16 protein-coding genes and 2 pseudogenes are annotated in these 18,441 nt (G+C 74.3%); 11 read left to right on the top strand and 7 right to left on the bottom strand.

The genetic code is table 11. The features are described from left to right. Positions 1–54: 54 nt before the first annotated feature. On the bottom strand, positions 55–1,041 hold the full coding sequence (locus tag IF651_RS17950) for a DUF3152 domain-containing protein (RefSeq protein WP_338403764.1): 987 nt from the start codon (positions 1,039–1,041) through the stop codon (positions 55–57). Positions 1,042–1,107: 66 nt separating this feature from the next. On the opposite strand from IF651_RS17950, the gene IF651_RS04105 reads away from it, so the two are divergent. Both IF651_RS04105 and IF651_RS04110 read left to right on the top strand, forming a co-directional pair. Beyond that, entirely contained in the window at positions 1,108–1,797 is a 690-nt protein-coding gene (locus IF651_RS04105; RefSeq protein ID WP_191827795.1) for a TetR/AcrR family transcriptional regulator, read from the top strand. 105 nt (positions 1,798–1,902) lie between these two features. Continuing rightward, positions 1,903–2,127: a DUF3107 family protein gene (locus tag IF651_RS04110; protein WP_191827796.1), complete on the top strand. Its 225-nt coding sequence runs from the start codon at positions 1,903–1,905 to the stop codon at positions 2,125–2,127. 3 nt (positions 2,128–2,130) lie between these two features. Here IF651_RS04110 and IF651_RS04115 read toward each other — a convergent pair whose 3' ends face one another. After that, positions 2,131–2,868, bottom strand: coding sequence for a ferritin-like fold-containing protein (locus tag IF651_RS04115; RefSeq protein WP_191827797.1), 738 nt, complete (start codon positions 2,866–2,868; stop codon positions 2,131–2,133). 309 nt (positions 2,869–3,177) lie between these two features. On the opposite strand from IF651_RS04115, the gene IF651_RS04120 reads away from it, so the two are divergent. Beyond that, entirely contained in the window at positions 3,178–4,851 is a 1,674-nt protein-coding gene (locus tag IF651_RS04120; RefSeq protein ID WP_191827798.1) for a DEAD/DEAH box helicase, read from the top strand. A gap of 80 nt (positions 4,852–4,931) precedes the next feature. On the opposite strand, the gene IF651_RS04125 is transcribed toward IF651_RS04120, so the two are convergent. From IF651_RS04125 to IF651_RS04140, 4 genes are all read right to left on the bottom strand, one after another. After that, on the bottom strand, positions 4,932–6,137 hold the full coding sequence (locus IF651_RS04125) for a CynX/NimT family MFS transporter (RefSeq protein WP_191827799.1): 1,206 nt from the start codon (positions 6,135–6,137) through the stop codon (positions 4,932–4,934). Next, entirely contained in the window at positions 6,134–6,853 is a 720-nt protein-coding gene (locus IF651_RS04130; RefSeq protein ID WP_191827800.1) for a FadR/GntR family transcriptional regulator, read from the bottom strand. The genes IF651_RS04125 and IF651_RS04130 overlap by 4 nt, the downstream gene beginning before the upstream one ends. Before the next feature lie 78 nt (positions 6,854–6,931). Next, complete coding sequence (locus IF651_RS04135; RefSeq protein WP_191827801.1) at positions 6,932–7,564, bottom strand: MarC family protein; 633 nt, start codon at positions 7,562–7,564, stop codon at positions 6,932–6,934. 34 nt (positions 7,565–7,598) lie between these two features. Further along, positions 7,599–8,438 (bottom strand): PHP domain-containing protein, encoded by an 840-nt coding sequence (locus tag IF651_RS04140; RefSeq protein ID WP_191827802.1) that lies wholly within the window; start codon positions 8,436–8,438, stop codon positions 7,599–7,601. A 100-nt stretch (positions 8,439–8,538) separates the two neighbouring features. Here IF651_RS04140 and IF651_RS04145 point away from each other — a divergent pair, with 100 nt between their 5' ends. Then, the gene (locus IF651_RS04145; protein WP_191827803.1) at positions 8,539–9,375 is read left to right on the top strand and encodes an alpha/beta fold hydrolase; all 837 of its coding nucleotides are present in this window, start codon (positions 8,539–8,541) and stop codon (positions 9,373–9,375) included. Further along, positions 9,372–11,027, top strand: coding sequence for an aminopeptidase P family protein (locus IF651_RS04150; protein WP_191827804.1), 1,656 nt, complete (start codon positions 9,372–9,374; stop codon positions 11,025–11,027). Before IF651_RS04145 ends, IF651_RS04150 begins: the two co-directional genes overlap by 4 nt. A 92-nt stretch (positions 11,028–11,119) precedes the next feature. On the opposite strand, the gene IF651_RS04155 is transcribed toward IF651_RS04150, so the two are convergent. Beyond that, positions 11,120–11,887, bottom strand: coding sequence for a YflT domain-containing protein (locus IF651_RS04155; RefSeq protein ID WP_191827805.1), 768 nt, complete (start codon positions 11,885–11,887; stop codon positions 11,120–11,122). Between the two features lie 88 nt (positions 11,888–11,975). On the opposite strand from IF651_RS04155, the gene IF651_RS04160 reads away from it, so the two are divergent. The 6 genes and pseudogenes from IF651_RS04160 to galK form a co-directional block, all read left to right on the top strand. Then, positions 11,976–13,289 (top strand): magnesium transporter MgtE N-terminal domain-containing protein, encoded by a 1,314-nt coding sequence (locus IF651_RS04160; protein WP_191827806.1) that lies wholly within the window; start codon positions 11,976–11,978, stop codon positions 13,287–13,289. Continuing rightward, a complete protein-coding gene (locus IF651_RS04165) occupies positions 13,282–13,797 on the top strand; it encodes a DUF1003 domain-containing protein (protein ID WP_191827807.1) in 516 nt (171 codons plus the stop codon). The genes IF651_RS04160 and IF651_RS04165 overlap by 8 nt, the downstream gene beginning before the upstream one ends. Positions 13,798–13,877: 80 nt before the next feature. Further along, positions 13,878–15,038, top strand: a complete 1,161-nt coding sequence (locus IF651_RS04170; protein WP_191827808.1) for an Mrp/NBP35 family ATP-binding protein — start codon at positions 13,878–13,880, stop codon at positions 15,036–15,038. 106 nt (positions 15,039–15,144) lie between these two features. Then, positions 15,145–15,918, top strand: coding sequence for a DeoR/GlpR family DNA-binding transcription regulator (locus IF651_RS04175; RefSeq protein WP_191827809.1), 774 nt, complete (start codon positions 15,145–15,147; stop codon positions 15,916–15,918). A gap of 49 nt (positions 15,919–15,967) precedes the next feature. Further along, a pseudogene (gene galT / locus IF651_RS17545) lies at positions 15,968–17,170 on the top strand (galactose-1-phosphate uridylyltransferase); the annotation flags it as partial. A 69-nt stretch (positions 17,171–17,239) separates the two neighbouring features. After that, positions 17,240–18,433 (top strand): annotated as a pseudogene (gene galK / locus IF651_RS04180) (galactokinase); the annotation flags it as partial. Between the last annotated feature and the right edge of the window lie 8 nt (positions 18,434–18,441).

An 18,441-nucleotide genomic window follows, 5' to 3' on the forward strand; every position in this document is an offset into this window, starting at 1 on the left:
AGATGGGCACGCAGCGATGCAACCACGCGCCGCCCACACCCGCGGTCCGACGACCTACGGCGAGGGCCACCCGTTGGGCAGGCACCCCTCGGTCGAGATCGACTGCTGCACCATGACGGGAGCGACCTCGCCCTCGCCGGGGCACGACTCGTGCGAGTGCCCGAGCACGTGGCCGACCTCGTGGTTGACGAGGTACTGGCGGTACGTCGCGACGTCGTCGCCGAAGTCCGGCGCCCCGACGACCCAGCGCTCGAAGTTCAGCACGGCGACGCCGTCGACCGCGTTCCCGCACGAGTACGTGCCCTCGGTCTCCAGCGGCGCGCACAGCCGGTCGACGGTGGCCGGGCTGGCGAGGACCACGCGGATCGACGGGTCCGCACCAGCCGTGCGCGAGAAGGTCACCCCGTCGCCCGACGACCAGCCGCGCGGGTCGTTCAGGGTGGCGAGGACCGCGTCCGCGAAGACGTCGCCGTCGACCGGGAGACCGTCCTCGACCTCGACACGGACGGATCGCGTCGCAGCGTCCCCGGGAGCGTCCGCCGCCGCCCCGACGACCACGAGCTCGCCGCCGAGGTCCTCGACGACGTCGGTCCCCAGCAGGCCCGAGCCCGGCTCCGGGGTGGGTGCCGCCGGCTCGACCGGGGACGGCGTCGGGTCGGGCGCCGGGGTCGGGGTGACGGGCGCGCGCGGGGCGGGCACGGGCTCGACGGGTTCCGGGTCGTCGGTCGGGACGACGAGGCCGGTCGGGGCGTCCGGGTCCACGTGGACCGGGCGCTGCGCCGCGGAGCGGCTCGCTGCACCGGCCTGCGGCTCGGGAGCAGCTTGCGTGGGCGGTGCCGGGACGTCGTGCGTCGCAGCCGCCTCACCCGCGACCGTCGAGACCGACGGTTCGGGCTCGGGCGCGTCCCACACCATCGCCGTCGCCACACCCGACGTGGAACCGACGACGAGGCACGTGACCAGGGCCGCGACGTGCCACGGACCGCCCCTGCGAGCGGTCCTCGTGCGGTCGCTCGGCGAAGACGTCACGGGGTCGGGCACGAGGACATCGTCCCACTCCTCGTACACCCCGGTCGACCTCCTCGTGCCGGTCGTATCCTCGGCGTCATGGCGACAGGCACGCAAGCACCGCCGGCCGCGCGTGCAGACGTGGCGCGCCCGGCCCGCCGCCGCATGCCCCGGTCCGAGCGGCGCGACCAGATCCTGCACATCGCCGAAGACCTGTTCGCCGTCCACGGCTACCACCACATCTCGATGGACGACATCGCCGACCGCGCCGGCGTGGGCAAGCCGGTCCTCTACCGGCACTTCCCCTCGAAGCTCGATCTCTACCTCGCGATCGTCGACGCGCAGGGCGAGCGGCTCGTGCGGTCGGTCCAGGAGACGCTCGACCCCTTCCGTGAGGCACCCCCGGGCACGGAGCCGGGCGACCTGGACGCTCTCGCGGTCGACGGGCTCGCCGTCATCGAGGGGATCCTCCACGCCTACGTCGCCTACGCCCACGCCGCCGGACGCTCGGCCGCGCTGCTGTTCGAGTCCGACGTCATGCGCGACCCCCTGGTCCGCGCACGGGTCCTCGCGCCCGACGCCGCCATCGCGGCAGCCTTCGCGGACGTCCTCGTCCGCATCACGGACCTGGACGGCCCGGCCGCGCTCGTCGTCGCACGGACCTGCACGGCGGTGGGTCGCGCGGCCGCGGCCGAGGCCGTCCGGCCGGAGAACGGGCCCGACGACGTCACCCGGATCCTCCCCCAGCTCGTCTGGCGGGGCGTGCACGGCATGCTCCGACGCCAGTAGGCCCGGTTCGGACTACGATCGTGGCGTCGCCGCGGGTGGACGCCACCGGCCGGCGACGGGACGACGTCGAACGCTGCGTCCGCGCAGCCGCTGTGAGGAGAACCTGTGGAAGTCACCATCGGTGTGCAGAACCTGGCCCGCGAGATCGTCGTCGAGACCGACGAGACCGCCGAGTCCGTGGCGAAGGCGGTCACCGCCGCGCTCGGGGGCGCGCCCGCGCTCGAGCTCACCGACGCCAAGGGGCGTCGGGTCATCATCCCGACCGCGACGCTGGGCTACGTCGAGATCGGCACGGAGGAGCAGCGCAAGGTCGGTTTCGGCTCGCTCTGAGGATCAGGCCGCGAGGCCCAGACGGTCCATCCGCCGGGCGTGCTCGGCGGTGAGCCGGGCGAAGACCCAGGCCTGGGTCGAGGGGCCGTCGCCCGGCTCGCCCTCGGCCGCGCGCATCGCGTCGGCCACCAGCCGCGCGAGCGCCGGCCGTTCGGCGAGCACCGACCCGACGACGCCCAGGGCCTCGCCGACCACCCGTCGACCCCACAGGGCGAGGCGTGAGGCCAGCACGGGATCGTCGGCCGCGGCCACACCGATCACCGGCGCAGAGCGGTCCGCGGCGGTCTCGACGGTCAGCGCGTCGACGACCACGCCCCGCGAGCGCTCGTCGAGACCCTGCGCGGCCAGCAGGCAGAAGTCGTCGGCGACTCCCTGTCCGACGTAGCCCTTGAGGATCCCCTCCCACCAGGTGCTCGGTCGGGTGCGGCCGTCGAAGTCGTCGTACATCCCCTCGTACGCGGCCATGCACGTCTCGGGGTGCCCGCCGAGCTCGGTGGCGCGGTCCAGCACGGCGTGCTGGCGCTCGAGCATCGTCGCCGCCATCCGGGACAGCGAGAGCCGCTGCCCCAGCGTCGGGGCGTGCGCGGCGTCGCCCGCGAGCCGACCGAAGCTCGCGAGCTCGGTGTACGCGACGAGGCCGAGCAGGTCCACCGCGTCACCCGTGCCGCGGTCGTCGTCGGCCTGCGAGGTCAGGGTCGCGGTCGAGACCGCGTGTGGGCTGGTGCCGTCGCCGTCGCTCATCACGCCAGGATAGTGGCCCGGATACCGTGCCGGCGCTCGCGTCCGATACCATGGCCGGGTACATCGGTTGCCCGGTCGTCCCGACAGCAGACGCCCTCACCGGCCCTCATCAGCCCTGGACCGGTGCGAGGAACAGTTTCGTCCTCGCGCGAGACGACGCGCGACGGTCCGTACGGACCTCGCCACGCAAACCACGATCGGCTGCCGGCCACGAGGCGCGTACGACGACGGCCCGGGCCCCGGGCGGCACGGACTTCCGGTGCCAGGGGCAAGGTCGCGGCGTGCGCTCTCCACGAGACAGAGGCACCAGTGACCACCACAGACGCCACCCCCGACGTCAGCGCCGACGCGCACGCCGTCGCCGCGAGCGTGCACGCCGACAACACCTCGTTCGCCGACTTCGGCGTGCGGACGGAGATCGTCGCCGCGCTCGCCGACGCGGGCATCACCCACCCGTTCCCCATCCAGGCCATGACCCTGCCCGTCGCGATGTCGGCCCACGACATCATCGGCCAGGCCAAGACCGGTACCGGCAAGACGCTCGGTTTCGGCGTCCCGCTGCTGCACCGCGTGGTCGCACCCGGCGAGGACGGCTTCGACGACCTCCCCGCCCCCGGCAAGCCGCAGGCGCTCGTCGTCGTGCCGACCCGCGAGCTCGCGGTCCAGGTCGCCAAGGACCTCGAGACTGCGTCGCGCCGACGCAGCGTGCGTGTCCTGCAGGTCTACGGCGGGCGCGCGTACGAGCCGCAGGTCGACGCGCTCCAGCGCGGTGTCGAGGTCGTCGTCGGCACCCCCGGCCGGATGATCGACCTGATGAACCAGGGTCACCTCAACCTCACGCGCGCGAACACGGTCGTGCTGGACGAGGCCGACGAGATGCTCGACCTCGGGTTCCTGCCCGACGTCGAGAAGCTCCTCGCGCGCACCCCCGCGCAGCGGCACACGATGCTGTTCTCCGCGACCATGCCGGGCGCGGTCGTGTCCATGGCCCGCCGGTACATGAAGCAGCCGACGCACATCCGGGCGGTCGACCCCGACGACGACGGCCGCCAGACCGTCAAGAACATCGCCCAGGTCGTCTACCGCGCGCACGCCCTCGACAAGGTCGAGGTGCTCGCCCGCATCCTGCAGGCCGACGGCCGCGGGCGGACCATCGTGTTCGCGCGCACCAAGCGCACGGCCGCCAAGGTCGCCGACGAGCTCGTCGACCGCGGGTTCGCCGCAGGCTCGATCCACGGGGACCTGGGCCAGGGCGCCCGCGAGCAGGCGCTGCGCGCGTTCCGCAACGGCAAGATCGACGTGCTCGTCGCGACCGACGTCGCCGCACGAGGCATCGACGTCGACGACGTCACGCACGTCGTGAACTACCAGTGCCCCGAGGACGAGAAGACCTACCTGCACCGCACCGGCCGCACCGGCCGCGCGGGCAACACCGGCACCGCGGTGACGTTCGTCGACTGGGACGACCTGCCCCGCTGGTCGCTCATCGACAAGGCGCTCGGCCTCGGGATCCCCGAGCCGGTCGAGACCTACTCGACGTCCCCCCATCTGTACACGGGCCTCGGCATCCCCGAGGGCACCAAGGGCCGCCTCCCGAAGAGCCGGCGCACGCTCGCGGGTCTGGACGCCGAGGTGCTCGAGGACCTCGGCGAGACCGGCAAGCGCCACACGCAGGCGCGCCCGAGCGGCGAGCGGTCGGGGGGCCGCGGCGGCGAGCGCTCCGGCGGGCGGACGAGCGGTCGTGGCGGCGAGCGCTCCGGCGGACGCGGCCGGGACGACCGTCGCGAGGGCGGCGATGCGCGGCAGCAGGCTCCGCGGCCCGACGTCGCCGGCCAGGACGGCGAGGGCGGCGCAGCGCCGAGCCCGAGCGGGTCGGGCGAGGGCGGCGAGCGCCGACGTCGGTCGCGCAACCGCCGCCGCACGCGCGGCGGCAGGCCCGTGACGCCTCCGGACCAGGGTGGCGCGCCGCCCGCGGCGGAGTAGCTCCTCCCGGACCCGGGACCGTCCGCCCGACCACGGTGTCGCGCGGACGGTCCCAGGGCTCGCGTACCTCCGGTCCGGATTCAGCGCACGTGCGCGTCGCGTCCGGCGAACCAGGCCGCCACGCCCTGGACGACGGCGGCCCCCACGAGCAGCAGCAGGGCCGTGGACCACGTGCCGGTCATGTCGTGCACGAGCCCGACGCCGATCGGCCCGCACGCCGCGAGCGTGTAGCCCGCGCTCTGGGCCATGCCGGACAGCTCGGAGGTCCGGGCCGCGTCCGGCGCGCGCAACGCCATGAGGGTCAGCGCGAGACTGATCCCGCCACCCTGCCCGAGCCCGAGGAGCACGACCCACAGCACCCCGGCGCCGGGGACGAGGGCGAGCCCGGCGAGTCCCGCGCCGATACATCCTGCCAGCAGGATCCCGATCGCTCGCTGACGGCGCATCCGCCCGGCGACGAGGGGCGTGACGAAGGACCCCACGATGCCGCACAGGTTGCACAGCGCGAGGAGCCAGCCGCCGGCCTCGGCCGTGCTGCCCGCGCTGACGAAGATCTCCGGCAGCCACGCGTTGACCACGTAGAACGACAGCGACTGCACGCCCATGAAGACCGTGACCGCCCACGCGAGCGGGCTGCGCCACACGGACCGTGCCGACCCGGACCCTCCGACCGTGCCTGCGGCGATGCCCGCCGGAAGCGGGTTCGGCAGCGCCGGGTCGGCGCGCACCGCGCGCGGCGCCCAGACGAGCGCTCCCACGACGGCGAGCAGCCCCCACGTCGCGAGCGCACCCCGCCACTCGAGGCCGGCAGCCTCGGCGACCGGCAGCGTCAGACCGGCGGCGAGCGCAGCGCCACCGGCCAGCGCCATGGAGTAGAGGCTCGTCATGAGGCCGACGCGGTCGGCGAAGTCCCGCTTGACGAGCGCGGGCAGCAGCACGTTCCCGAGCCCGATGGCGCAGCCGACGACGACGGTCCCGACGAACAGCGCCGTGGTGGTCGGGGCGAGCCGCACGGCGAAGCCGACGCAGAGCAGCACGAGCGCGCCGAAGAGCGTGCGCTCGAGGCCGAGCCTGCGTGAGAGTGCGGGTGCGACGGGGGCGAGCGCCCCGAAGCACAGGACGGGCAGGGTCGTGAGCAGACCGGCCGCTGCGGCGCTGAGCCCCTCGGCGGCACGGATCTCTCCGATCAGGGGAGACACGGCCACGACCGCGGGTCGCAGGTTGAGCGCGGCCAGGACGATCGCGACGGCGGCCCCCACGCTCAGGGGGCGGCGCAGCGTGGTCATCGTCCGGACGGTCCGGGGGTACCGGCCTCGGTCGCTCCGAGGAGCTGTGCCCGCACGGTGGCGATGGTCCGGGCGACCGCACGCTCGGCCCCGTCCGGATCACCCGCCGCGACGGCGTCGACGACCTCCTCGTGCCCGGGGACCTCGCGGTCGTGACGACGCGCGTCGCCGGCGGCGGTCGAACGCACGAGCGCGTGGTCGAGCCCGTCGTAGAGCTCGGCGAGGAGGGGGTTGCCCGCGGCACGCACGACCTCCGAGTGAAAGGCGACGTCCGCCCGCTCGAACGCGGCGTCGGACCCCGGCCCGGTGCCCGAGCGCGCGCGCACCTGGTCGTCCAGAGCAGCCCGGAGCCGGGCGAGCGCTCCCGCGTCGTCCCGCGCGGCCGCCAGCCTGGCTGCCCCGCGCTCGAGGACGCCCCGGACCTCGAGCACGTCGAGAGCGCGTGCCGTCCGCGCACGCCGCCCGAGCGCGGCGTCGAGCCCGCTGGACGCGCGCACGTAGGTCCCGTCGCCCCGCCGGGGCTCGAGGATGCCGGCGTGCTCGAGCGCGCGGACCGCCTCGCGCACCGTGTTGCGCCCGACGCCGAGCTCGGCGACGAGCTCCGGCTCGGACGGGATCCGCGAACCCACCGGCCACTGCCCCTGCTCCACGCGCTCCGTGAGCCGCTCGACGACGAGCTCGGAGACCTTGCGGGGCGGGGTGATCGGCTGTGACATCGAAAGAGCCTAACATCCCATGTTTGACGGTCGAACGAGGGCGTCCGACCGTACGACGACGGGCGCGACGACGGGCGACTACGCGGTCCGGATGAACTCCGTGACCGCGTCCGCGATGAGCTGGACCGCGATCGCGGCCAGCAGGAGCCCCGCGATGCGGGTCACGAGGATCGTGCCCGAGTCGCCCAGCACCCGGTGGATGACGTTCGCGAACCGCATCGCGAGGAACAGGCACACGTGCACCGCGACGACCCCGGCGACGATCGCGACCCACTCGGGGAGACCGCCGCCCTGGCCTTGCGCGCGCTGCACGAACACCATGGTCGCGACGATCGCCCCCGGCCCGGCCAGCAGCGGCGTGCCGAGCGGCACGAGCGCGACGTTGACCCCCTTGTTCCCCGAGGGCTGCGGGTCCTCCATCTTGCCGGTCAGCAGCTCCATCGCCACGAGGAGGAGCAGGAGCCCGCCCGCCGTCTGCAGCGCGGGCAGCGAGATGTGCATGTAGCTGAGGATCTGCTGCCCGAACACGGCGAACACGACGATCACGCCGAAGGCGACGAGGATCGCGGTCCGCGCCGCCTGGTTGCGCTGCTTGGCCCCCATCGCGCTCGTGAGCCCGAGGAACACCGGCACCGTGCCCGGCGGGTCCATGATGACGAACAGCGTGACGAACACCTCGGTGAAGAGACGGACGTCGATCACGTCGCTCATCGGCCCGCCCGCCCGTCCACCCGGTCCGCCGCACTCACCGGATCACGTCCAGCCGGCCCAGGTCCACGATCTGCTCCAGCACCGCGGGGGCCGTCGTGTTCTCCCCGAGGCGGTTGGGCTTGCCGGCACCGTGATAGTCGCTCGACCCGGTCACGAACAGGCCCAGGTCCTGCGCGAGCCCCTGGAGACGCTCGCGCTGCTGCGCGTCGTGGTCGCGGTGGAAGACCTCGAGCCCCGCCAGGCCTGCGCCCGCCATCTCCTCGATCACCTCGTCGCCCACCACGCGACCGCGCATCCGGGCGCCGGGGTGCGCGAGGACGGGCACCCCGCCGGCGGCACGCACGAGCGCGACCGCGGTCGCGGCGTCGGGCGCGTAGTGCGGCACGTAGTAGGCGGTCCCGGCCGCCAGGACCGTGGCGAACGCGGCCGAGCGGTCCGCCACGACGCCCGCGGCCACGAGCGCGTCCGCGATGTGCGGCCGGCCGATCGTCGTGCCCTCGGCCGTCTGCGCGAGCACGTCCTCCCAGGTCACCGGGAAGTCCTGACCGACGAGCTCGACCATCCGACGTGCCCGCGTCGTGCGCGCGTCGCGCGTGCGGTCCAGCTCGTCGAGCAGCGGGACGTGCGCAGGGTCGTGCAGGTAGGACAGGACGTGGACGCTGACGCCGCCCGCGCGCGCCGAGATCTCCGCCCCGCGCACGAGAGCGACGCGGTGCCGCAGCGCCGCGTCGGCGGCCCGGGCCCATCCCGCCGTCGTGTCGTGGTCGGTGAGCGCGACGACGTCGAGCCCCGCGGCCGCCGCGGCCCGCACGACCTCGCCCGGTTCTTGCGTCCCGTCGGACACGGTCGAGTGGGTGTGGAGGTCGATGCGCACCAGCCCAGGATAGTGAGGTACGGGACCCGCACACGATGTTCACACCGGGCACGGACCGCCCCCATGCGAGTCCCAGGTCCGGGTGCGACCGTCGAGAGCAATGACCACCATCACCGCGCCCCGCCCGCACCAGCCCCCCGCCATCGTGTTCGTGCACGGCATGCGCACCTCGAGCAGGATCTGGGAGCGCCAGGTCGCGCACGTGCGCGCGCTCGGTCACGACGCCGTCGCCGTCGACCTGCCGGCGCACGGCACCCGGCACGGGGAGCGGTTCTCGCTCGCACGGTCCTTCGAGGTCCTCGACGACGCCGTGGCGTCCTTCGGCCCGGACCGGCCCGTCGTGCTCGTGGGCCTCTCGCTCGGCGGCTACACCTGTCTCGCGTGGGCCGCACGGCGACCCGCGAACCTCGCCGGTGTGGTCGTCGCGGGCTGCACCTCGGACCCCAAGGGCAAGCCGGTCGCGCTCTTCCGCGACGTGGCCCGTCTCGTCGTCGCCGGCGGCGGCACGCTCGCCCGTGCCGCGCGCTGGAGCGCCCGCACCAGCGTCGCGGCCTGGGGCACGTTCGCGCGCGGCGCAGGGTCCGTGCCGGGCGGCGCCGACACGGCCTCGGTGCTGCCGGGCGGGACGGTCACGGCCACCACCGCGCACCGGCCGGGCTGGGGGATCGTCACCGACGCCCTGTCCCAGCTCGCCGGCCGGTCGTGGCTCCCCCACGTGCGCGCCCTCGACGTCCCGCTGTGGCTCGTCAACGGTGCGCGGGACCGCATGCGGCTCGACGAGCAGCGCTACCTCGCGGCCGCGGCGGACGCCGCGCTCGTCGTCGTCCCCGGCGCGGGCCACGACGTGAACAGCGAGGCACCGGACGCGTTCAACCGCGTGCTCGGCCGCGCGCTCGCCGACTTCGGGCGCGGGCGCGGTGCGACACTGGGAGCATGACCGACGCCACCCCCGTCACCCCCGAGACCACCGAGCCACCCGTCGACCAGGACGTGAGCGAGCGCGGGAGCAACAGGTCCCAGCGCCCCGAGTCCGACGCGTTCAAGGCGTTCGTCACGAGCAGCTGGGCACCGCGCGCCGCGCTCGACGTCGAGCCCGCGCGTGCCGCGCCGTTCGCCGCGGCACGGCGGGCGATGCTGTCGGAACGCTTCCCCGGCGCCCGCCTCGTCATCCCGGCGGGCCCGCTGCGGGTGCGCTCCAACGACACCGACTACCGCTTCCGCCCGCACTCGGCCTTCGCGCACCTCACCGGGACCGGCTGGGACACCGACCCGGACACGGTGCTCGTCCTGCACCCGGTGGAACCCGGCACGGGCGACAGCGGCGGTCGTGGTGGCGAGGACGGCTCAGGCCGCAGCGCCCATCGCGCGGTGCTGTACGTGCGGCCGCTCGCCGCGCGCGACACGGAGGAGTTCTACGCCGACGCCCGGTACGGCGAGTTCTGGGTCGGGGCCCGGCCGTCGCTCGACGACGTCGCGACGCGCACGGGCATCGACGCCCGCCACGTCGACGGCCTGCGCGACGCGCTCGCGAAGGACGTCGGCGCCGACGGCGTGGCGCTGCTCGTCGTCACCGGTGCGGACGAGGCGGTCGAGGACCTCGTGGACGCGATCCGCGCCGAGTCCGGCCTCGACGGCACGACGCAGGACGCGGGGGCCCGGGTCGAGGACGAGCAGGTCACCGAGGCGCAGTGGCTCGAACGTGCACGGATCGCGTACCAGCGCACCGACGCGGCACTCGTCGAGGCGGTCTCGGAGCTGCGGCTCGTCAAGGACGCCCACGAGGTCGAGCAGATGCGCGACGCCGTCGCCGCGACGATCGCGGGCTTCTCGGAGGTCGTGCGGAACCTGCCGCGCGCGCTCGGGCACCGACGCGGCGAGCGTGTCGTCGAGACGACGTTCGACGCGCACGCGCGCCTCGAGGGCAACGCCGTCGGCTACGAGACCATCGCCGCGGCCGGCGACCACGCCACGACGCTGCACTGGATCCGCAACGACGGGGCCGTGCGTCCGGGCGAGCTCGTGCTGCTCGACGCCGGGGTGGAGGTCGACTCGCTCTACACGGCCGACGTGACCCGGACGCTGCCCGTGGACGGCGAGTACACCGACGTGCAGCGGCGCGTGTACCAGGCGGTGCTCGACGCCGCCGACGCGGCCTTCGCCGCCGCCGTGCCCGGGGCCCGGTTCCGCGACGTGCACGCCGCCGCGATGGAGGTGGTCGCGGCCCGCCTCGAGGAGTGGGGCCTGCTCCCGGTGAGCGCCGAGGAGTCGCTGTCGCCCGACGGGCAGCAGCACCGCCGCTGGATGGTCCACGGCACGAGCCACCACCTGGGCCTCGACGTGCACGACTGCGCGCAGGCCCGTCGTGATCTCTACGTCGACGGCGTGATCGAGCCCGGCATGGTCTTCACCATCGAGCCCGGGCTGTACTTCAAGGCCGACGACCTCGCTGTCCCTGCCGAGTACCGCGGCATCGGCGTGCGCATCGAGGACGACGTGCTCGTGACGGCGGACGGGAACGAGAACCTGTCCGCCGCGCTCCCGCGACGGCCCGAGGACGTCGAGGCCTGGATGGCGTCGCTGCGCGACTGACCGGCGTCACCGGCACGAACCGGCGTCACCGACCTGCGGCCGGTCCCGCGCAGCCGGTCCGCGCGCCCCCGCCTCCCGCCTCGTACCCAGCGTCAGGCGGGCGGGGGCGTGCGGCCCGGCTCGTCCTCGGCCGGCGGCGCGTCCGACGTCGGCCGCATGGCGCCGTAGCGCGGCTCGCCGCTCGGGGTGGTCCAGCGCGGGTCGGGCGTCCGCTCGGGCCCGGGCTGGTCCGACGCGGTGGTCTGCGGCGGCTGGGCGGACGGCTGCTGGGCGGAGGGCTGCTGGGCGGAGGGCTGCGGCGGCGGTGCGCCCCACGTGGGGTTCGCCGGCGGCTGCGCGGACGCGCCCGGGGTCGCGGCTCCCGTGACGCGGACGCCGCTCGCGGCGTCGGGCAGCTGGGACAGGAGCTGGCGCGCCTCGCCGGCCCGCTCCGACGCGCACAGGATCGCGTACGACGACGCGACGATCTGGCTCGAGGACGTGAAGTCGCGCCGACCCTGCGTGAGCGCGTAGGACAGCACGGAGAACAGCAGACCGAAGCCCGCACCGATCGCGATCGCAGTCAGCACGACGGCTCCGCCCGCGGAGAAGATGTAGAGCAGCAGTCCGACGAACAGGCCGAACCATGCGCCGGAGAGCGCGCCCGCGAGCGCGACCCGGCCGTAGGTGAGGCGGCCCATGACCCGCTCGACCATCTTGAGGTCGGCCCCGACGATCGTGACGAGCTCGACCGCGAACTTGCTGTCGGACAGGTAGTCGACCGCCTTCTGCGCCTCGAGGTAGGTCGCGTACGACGCGATCTCCTCGCCACGTGGCGGGGTCGGGACACGAGGGGCGGCGTTCTGGCGAGACATGCTCATGCGCACAGTGTCCCCCACCGGACCCTGCGACGCGAGGACGACGGGCGAGCCATCGGCGCCGCGTGCGCCGGGTGCGTAGGCTGGCGCCGTGAGCGCATCCACCACCGTCTTCGTCGCGCGCCTCGCCGGGACCAGCGTGTTCGACCCCATCGGGGACCAGGTCGGGCGCGTGCGCGACGTCGTCGTGCTCGTGCGCCCCAAGGGCGCCCCCCGCGCGGTCGGGCTCGTCGTCGAGGTCGCTGGTCGCAAACGGGTGTTCCTCCCGCTCACCCGCGTGACGAGCATCGACGCCGGGCAGGTGATCTCGACCGGGGTGGTGAACATGCGCCGGTTCGAGCAGCGTGCGCTGGAGACGCTCGCCGTCGGCGAGCTGCTGGAACGCCGCGTCGAGCTCGTCGACGGGTCCGGCGGCGCCACCGTGGAGGACCTCGCGATGGAGCGCCAGCGCACCGGGGACTGGCTCGTCACGCAGCTCTACGTGCGCCGTCAGACCCAGCACAAGGGCACGTTGCGGCTGCGTCGTCGCGGGGACACCTTCGTGGTGCCCGTCGACGCGGTGACCGGGCTCGCGGCCACCGACGGCGCCCAGGGCGCCGCGATGCTGCTCGCCGCGTACGACGACATGAAGCCCGCCGACCTCGCCGACGTCATCCACGACCTCGCCGACGCGCGCCGCCTCGAGGTCGCGGTCGCGCTCGACGACGAACGCCTCGCGGACGTCCTCGAGGAGCTCCCGGAGGACGACCAGGTCGCGATCCTCTCGGGCCTCGACAACGACCGTGCCGCGGACGTGCTGGAGGCCATGCAGCCCGACGACGCGGCCGACCTGCTGCACGAGCTGCCCGAGGCCCAGGCGTCCGAGCTCCTCGAGCTCATGGAGCCGTCGGAGGCGCGCGACGTGCGGCGGCTGCTCGCCTACGACGAGGACACCGCGGGCGGTCTGATGACGTCCGAGCCGGTGGTCCTCGGCCCGGAGACGACGATCGCGACCGCGCTCGCGCAGATCCGCCGCAAGGATCTCGCGCCCGCGCTCGCCTCGATGGTCTTCGTCGCCCGGCCGCCGCTGGAGACGCCGACGGGGCGGTTCCTCGGCGTCGCGCACTTCCAGCGCCTGCTGCGCGAGCCCCCGCACGCCGCCGTGGGCTCCGTGCTCGACTCCGACGTCGAAGGAGTGTCCCCCGACGCGCCACTCGGTCGCGTGACCAGGATCCTCGCGACGTACGACCTGCTCTGCGTCCCCGTGCTCGACTCCCAGAAGCGGCTCCTGGGCGCGATCAGCGTCGACGACGTGCTCGACCACATGCTGCCCGACGACTGGCGCGAGAGCGACGAGGACCCTGCGGTCGAGTCGTCGCGCGACGAGACGGTCCTGCGGTCGAGGGCGGAGCGTGCACGTGGCTGACCGTCTGGACACGCCGCGCTCGTCGCGGCGCTCGCTGCTTCCCCGCGTCCGCGTCGACCAGGACGCCGTCGGCAGGATCACCGAGGGTGTCGCGCGATTCCTCGGCACGCCCCGCTTCCTCGTGTACCTCACCGTGTTCTGCGCCGCCTGGCTCGTGTGGAACGCGTGGGGTCCCGAGGAGCTGCGGTTCGACAACGCGGCCAACGGCTTCACCGCGCTCACCCTGATGCTGTCGCTGCAGGCCTCCTACGCGGCGCCTCTCATCCTGCTCGCCCAGAACCGGCAGGACGACCGCGACCGCGTCACCGCGGAGCAGGACCGCCAGCGTGCCGAGCGCAACCTCGCCGACACGGAGTACCTCGCGCGCGAGATGGCGGCGCTGCGCATCGCGCTGAGCGAGGTCGCGACGCGCGACTTCGTGCGGTCCGAGATCCGCAACCTGCTCGAGGAGCTCGAGGAGAAGTCGGCGAGACCGGCCCGGAACGACGAGGCCGCGCCGCGGGAGTGACGGACGGAGCGGTTCGCGGCGAGCGCCCTGCGTCTGGCCCCGGGCTCCGCGTCGGCCCGGTGCCGACCTACGATGGAGCCATGCCCGACGCCCGCACCGCCCAGCTCGAGGACGCGGTCCGCGCCGCCCTCGCGACCGTCCTCGACCCGGAGATCCGCCGCCCCGTCACGGAGCTCGGGATGGTGCGCTCGGTCGACCTGGAGGAGCGCGGGGGGGCCGCCGCCGTCACGGTGGGGGTCGACCTCACCGTCACGACGTGCCCGATGCGCGACACGCTCGTGCGCGACGTCACGGCGGCGGTGCGCGCGGTCGAGGGTGTCGCGGACGTGCAGGTCGAGCTGGGCGTCATGACCGCCGAGCAACGGGCCGACCTGCGCACGATGCTGCGTGGCGGCGTCGGTGAGCCGGAGATCCCGTTCGCCAAGCCGGACTCGCTGACGAAGGTCTACGCGGTCGCGTCGGGCAAGGGCGGGGTCGGCAAGTCGTCCGTGACGGCGAACCTCGCGGTCGCGCTCGCGCAGGACGGGCTGTCCGTCGGTGTGGTCGACGCCGACATCTACGGGTTCTCCATCCCGCGCATGCTCGGGGTGGACCGGCAGCCGACGCGCGTGGACAACATGCTCCTCCCCCCGATCGCGCACGGGGTCAAGGTCGTGTCCATCGGCATGTTCGTGCCGCCGGGCCAGCCGGTGGTCTGGCGCGGGCCCATGCTGCACCGTGCCCTCCAGCAGTTCCTCGCCGACGTCTACTGGGGCGACCTCGACGTCCTCCTGCTCGATCTGCCGCCCGGGACCGGGGACATCGCGATCTCCGTCGCCCAGCTCCTGCCGGGCAGCGAGATCGTCGTCGTGACCACTCCCCAGGTCGCCGCGGCCGAGGTCGCCGAGCGGGCAGGCTCGGTCGCGATGCAGACGCAGCAGGGCGTCGTCGGCGTGGTGGAGAACATGTCGTGGCTCACCCAGCCCGACGGGTCCCGCCTCGAGCTGTTCGGCTCGGGCGGGGGCGAGCGGGTCGCGACGAACCTCTCGCACGCGATCGGGACCGACGTCCCCCTCCTGGGTCAGGTGCCCCTCGACGTGACGCTGCGCGAGGCCGGCGACGGCGGCACGCCCGTGGTGCTCGCCGCTCCCGGGTCGCCGGCCGCCGTCGCGCTGCGCGACATCGCCGGCGGGCTCTCGCGCCGACCGCGCGGGCTCGCGGGCCGCTCGCTCGGCGTCACGGTGGTCGGGTCCGGGAGCTGAGCGCACCGACGTCGCGGGTGGTGCGCCGGCGTCGACGGACTTCCCAGGTGTTCGGTCGTGTTCGATCGTGTTGGAATTATCGGCGATCTGGACAATACTGTGCACCATGCTCGCATCGCAGCGTCAGGAACGGATCCTCGCCGAGGTACGTGACCAGGGGGCCGTGCGCATCGCCGACCTCACCCGAGAGCTCGAGGTCTCCGACATGACGGTCCGCCGGGACCTCATGGAGCTCGCCGACCAAGGCCTGGTCCGCAAGGTGCACGGGGGCGCAGTCTCCCCGCACACCACCGCGCACGAGCCGGGGTTCGCCGCGAAGAGCGGCCGCGAGGCCGGCGAGAAGCGCGTGATCGCGGAGGCCGCGGCGCGGCTCATCGCCCCCAGCTCGTCGATCGCGCTCAGCGCAGGCACGACGACGCACCTCCTGGCCGCGCAGATCGTCGCGTCGCCCGACCTTCGCCCCCTCACCGTCGTCACCAACTCCCTCCCCGTGGCCGAGACGCTCTACCGCGCCAACGACCCGCGACTCGAGGTGATCCTCACCGGCGGCTCCCGGACGCCCTCGGACGCGCTCGTCGGACCGCTCGCCGAGGCTGCTCTGGTGGGCCTGCGGGTCGACCAGACGTTCCTCGGTGCGCACGGCGTCGACCCCGACGTCGGGCTCACCACGCCGAACCTCGACGAGGCGGCGACCAACCGGGCGCTCATCCACTGCGCTGGGCGCACCGTCGTCCTGGCCGACCACACCAAGTGGCACACGACCGGGTTGCGGGTGTTCGCCACCTTCGCGGACGTCGACGTGCTGGTGACCGACTCCGGGCTGCCCACCGACGCACGCACCCGGGTCGACGACCTGGTCGAGCAGCTCGTGGTCGCCTGACCGCCCGCGCGAACCGACCCCTCCCGCACGAGAACGCGAACGGAACCGCATGAATCAGCACCTGCGTCGCACACCGGCCCGGATGGCAGACGGCCGCGAGCTCGTCTACTTCGACGACTCGCCCGAGTACGTCTCCGGCGAGCGCTCGCGACGTCTCGACGACCCGCGACCGCTCGGCGACCGGTTCGCACCCGTGCCCGGCCCGGACGGCGAGATGCAGCCCTACGAGGGCCCCCAGATGCGGCTCGACCCGCTGACCGGGGACTGGGTCCCGATGGCGGCGCACCGCATGAACCGGACCTTCCTCCCCGCCGCGGACTCGTGCCCGCTGTGCCCCGCCACGCCGGGCAGCGCGTACTCCGACGGCGAGGTGCCCGACACCGACTACGACGTCGTCGTCTTCGAGAACCGCTTCCCCTCGCTCCAGCAGGTCCCCGGGACGCCCGACGTCCGCGTCGAGGACGCCCCGCTCCAGGTCCACGGCCCCGCGGCGGGCCGGTGCGAGGTCGTGTGCTTCTCGAGCGACCACCGCACGTCGTTCGGTGCCCTGCCACCGCAGCGCGTGCGCACGATCATCGACGCGTGGGCGGACCGCACGGCCACGCTCGGCGCGCTGCCCGGCGTCGAGCAGGTGTTCTGCTTCGAGAACCGGGGCCAGGAGATCGGCGTCACCCTGCACCACCCGCACGGTCAGATCTACGGCTACCCCTACGTGACGCCCCGCACCCGCACGATGCTCGGCCAGGCCAGGGCGCACCACGAGCGGACCGGCCGGAACCTGCTGCGCGACGTGCTCGACGCGGAGCTCGCGGACGGTCGGCGCGTCGTCATGGAGACGGAGCACTGGGTCGCCTACGTCCCGTACGCGTCCCGCTGGCCCGTCGAGGTGCACCTCGCTCCCCGCCGCGACGTCCCCGACCTGCCGGCGCTCACCGACGCCGAGCGCGACGACCTCGCGACGGCCTACCTCGAGCTGTTGCGCCGCCTCGACCGGTTCTTCGAGACCGACGACGGCGACCCGATCCCCCTGCCCTACATCGCCGCGTGGCACCAGGCGCCCGCGAGCGTCGGCCGGTCCGTGGCCGACGGCGGGACCGACGACGTCACGCTCGCACGGCTGCACCTGCAGGTCTTCTCGGTCCTGCGCGCGCCCGGCAAGCTCAAGTACCTGGCCGGATCGGAGTCGGGCATGGGCGCGTGGATCAGCGACACGACGCCCGAGCGCATCGCCGCGCGCCTGCAGGACCTCGCCCCCGCCGGCGCCGCGCGCGGGTGGGTGGGCGCGTGGGCGCAGGAGACGGGTGCTGCCCGGGTGCGCGACGTGTTCGCGCAGGCCTTCGACGACGTGACCGCCGACCTCCGCGTCTGGTCCGCCCCGGGTCGCGTGAACCTCATCGGCGAGCACACCGACTACAACGACGGTCTCTGCCTGCCGATCGCGCTGCCGCACCGCACGTACGTCGCGCTGCGGCCGCGCAGCGACTCGCTCGTGCGACTCACGTCCGCCCAGGCGCCCGGAGAGGTCTGGGAGGCTCGGCTGGAGGACGTCGCGCCCGGTGCCGTCAGCGGCTGGGGCGCGTACGTCGCCGGCGTCGCGTGGGCCCTGCGCGAGGAGCTCGGGCGCGAGGTCACGGGGTTCGACGCCGCGGTCGACTCGTGCGTGCCGTTCGGCGCCGGGCTGTCGTCGTCCGCGGCGCTCGAGTCCTCGGTCGCCGTCGCGCTGGACGACGTCGGCGGGCTGGGCCTCGGCGGTTCCGACGCCGGCCGCGCCGCTCTCGCCACGGCGTGCGTCCGCGCGGAGAACGAGATCGCCGGCGCGCCGACCGGTGGCATGGACCAGTCCGTCGCGCTGCGCGCCCGCTCCGGGCACGCGCTGCTGCTCGACTGCCGGCGGGGACTCGACCCGGCCGAGTCCGCAGAGCAGGTGCCGTTCGACCTCGAGACCGCGGGTCTGGCCGTCCTGGTCATGGACACGCGCGCCGAGCACCAGCTCGTCGACGGCCAGTACGCGCAGCGGCGCGACACGTGCGAGGCCGCCGCGCACGCGCTCGGCACGGAGTCGCTGCGCGAGCTCGCCGACGCCGTCGAGGCGTCCGACGACCCGACCGGGACGCTCACGGTCGCGCTCGACAAGCTGCCCGAGGACGTGGCCCGACGACGCGTCCGGCACGTCGTGACGGAGATCGGCCGGGTGCGCGATCTCGTGGCGCTCCTGCGGGACGGCCGGGTCGGCGAGATCGGCCCGCTGATGAACGCCTCGCACGCGTCGCTGCGCGACGACTACGAGGTGTCGAGCGTCGAGCTGGACGTCGCCGTCGAGGCGGCCCGGGTCGCGGGCGCTCTCGGTGCCCGGATGACCGGCGGCGGGTTCGGCGGGTCGGCGATCGCCCTGGTCGCGGCCGACCGCGCCGAGGCGGTCGCGGACTCGGTCCGCGCCGCGTTCGAGCGCGAGGGCTTCGGCGCCCCCGGGTTCCTCCTGGCGGTGCCGTCCGAACCCGCGGGCGCCGTGGACTGAGCCGACCA

Source organism: Cellulosimicrobium arenosum (assembly GCF_014837295.1).
Taxonomy (GTDB): domain Bacteria; phylum Actinomycetota; class Actinomycetes; order Actinomycetales; family Cellulomonadaceae; genus Cellulosimicrobium; species Cellulosimicrobium arenosum.

Coding starts and splice junctions, on each gene's coding strand:
- IF651_RS04115 (WP_191827797.1), bottom strand. CDS start 2,868: ATGAGCGACGGCGACGGCACCAGCCCACACGCGGTCTCGACCGCGACC.
- IF651_RS04155 (WP_191827805.1), bottom strand. CDS start 11,887: ATGAGCATGTCTCGCCAGAACGCCGCCCCTCGTGTCCCGACCCCGCCA.
- IF651_RS04175 (WP_191827809.1), top strand. CDS start 15,145: ATGCTCGCATCGCAGCGTCAGGAACGGATCCTCGCCGAGGTACGTGAC.
- IF651_RS04170 (WP_191827808.1), top strand. CDS start 13,878: ATGCCCGACGCCCGCACCGCCCAGCTCGAGGACGCGGTCCGCGCCGCC.
- IF651_RS04130 (WP_191827800.1), bottom strand. CDS start 6,853: ATGTCACAGCCGATCACCCCGCCCCGCAAGGTCTCCGAGCTCGTCGTC.
- IF651_RS04135 (WP_191827801.1), bottom strand. CDS start 7,564: ATGAGCGACGTGATCGACGTCCGTCTCTTCACCGAGGTGTTCGTCACG.
- IF651_RS04150 (WP_191827804.1), top strand. CDS start 9,372: ATGACCGACGCCACCCCCGTCACCCCCGAGACCACCGAGCCACCCGTC.
- IF651_RS04145 (WP_191827803.1), top strand. CDS start 8,539: ATGACCACCATCACCGCGCCCCGCCCGCACCAGCCCCCCGCCATCGTG.
- IF651_RS04105 (WP_191827795.1), top strand. CDS start 1,108: ATGGCGACAGGCACGCAAGCACCGCCGGCCGCGCGTGCAGACGTGGCG.
- IF651_RS04125 (WP_191827799.1), bottom strand. CDS start 6,137: ATGACCACGCTGCGCCGCCCCCTGAGCGTGGGGGCCGCCGTCGCGATC.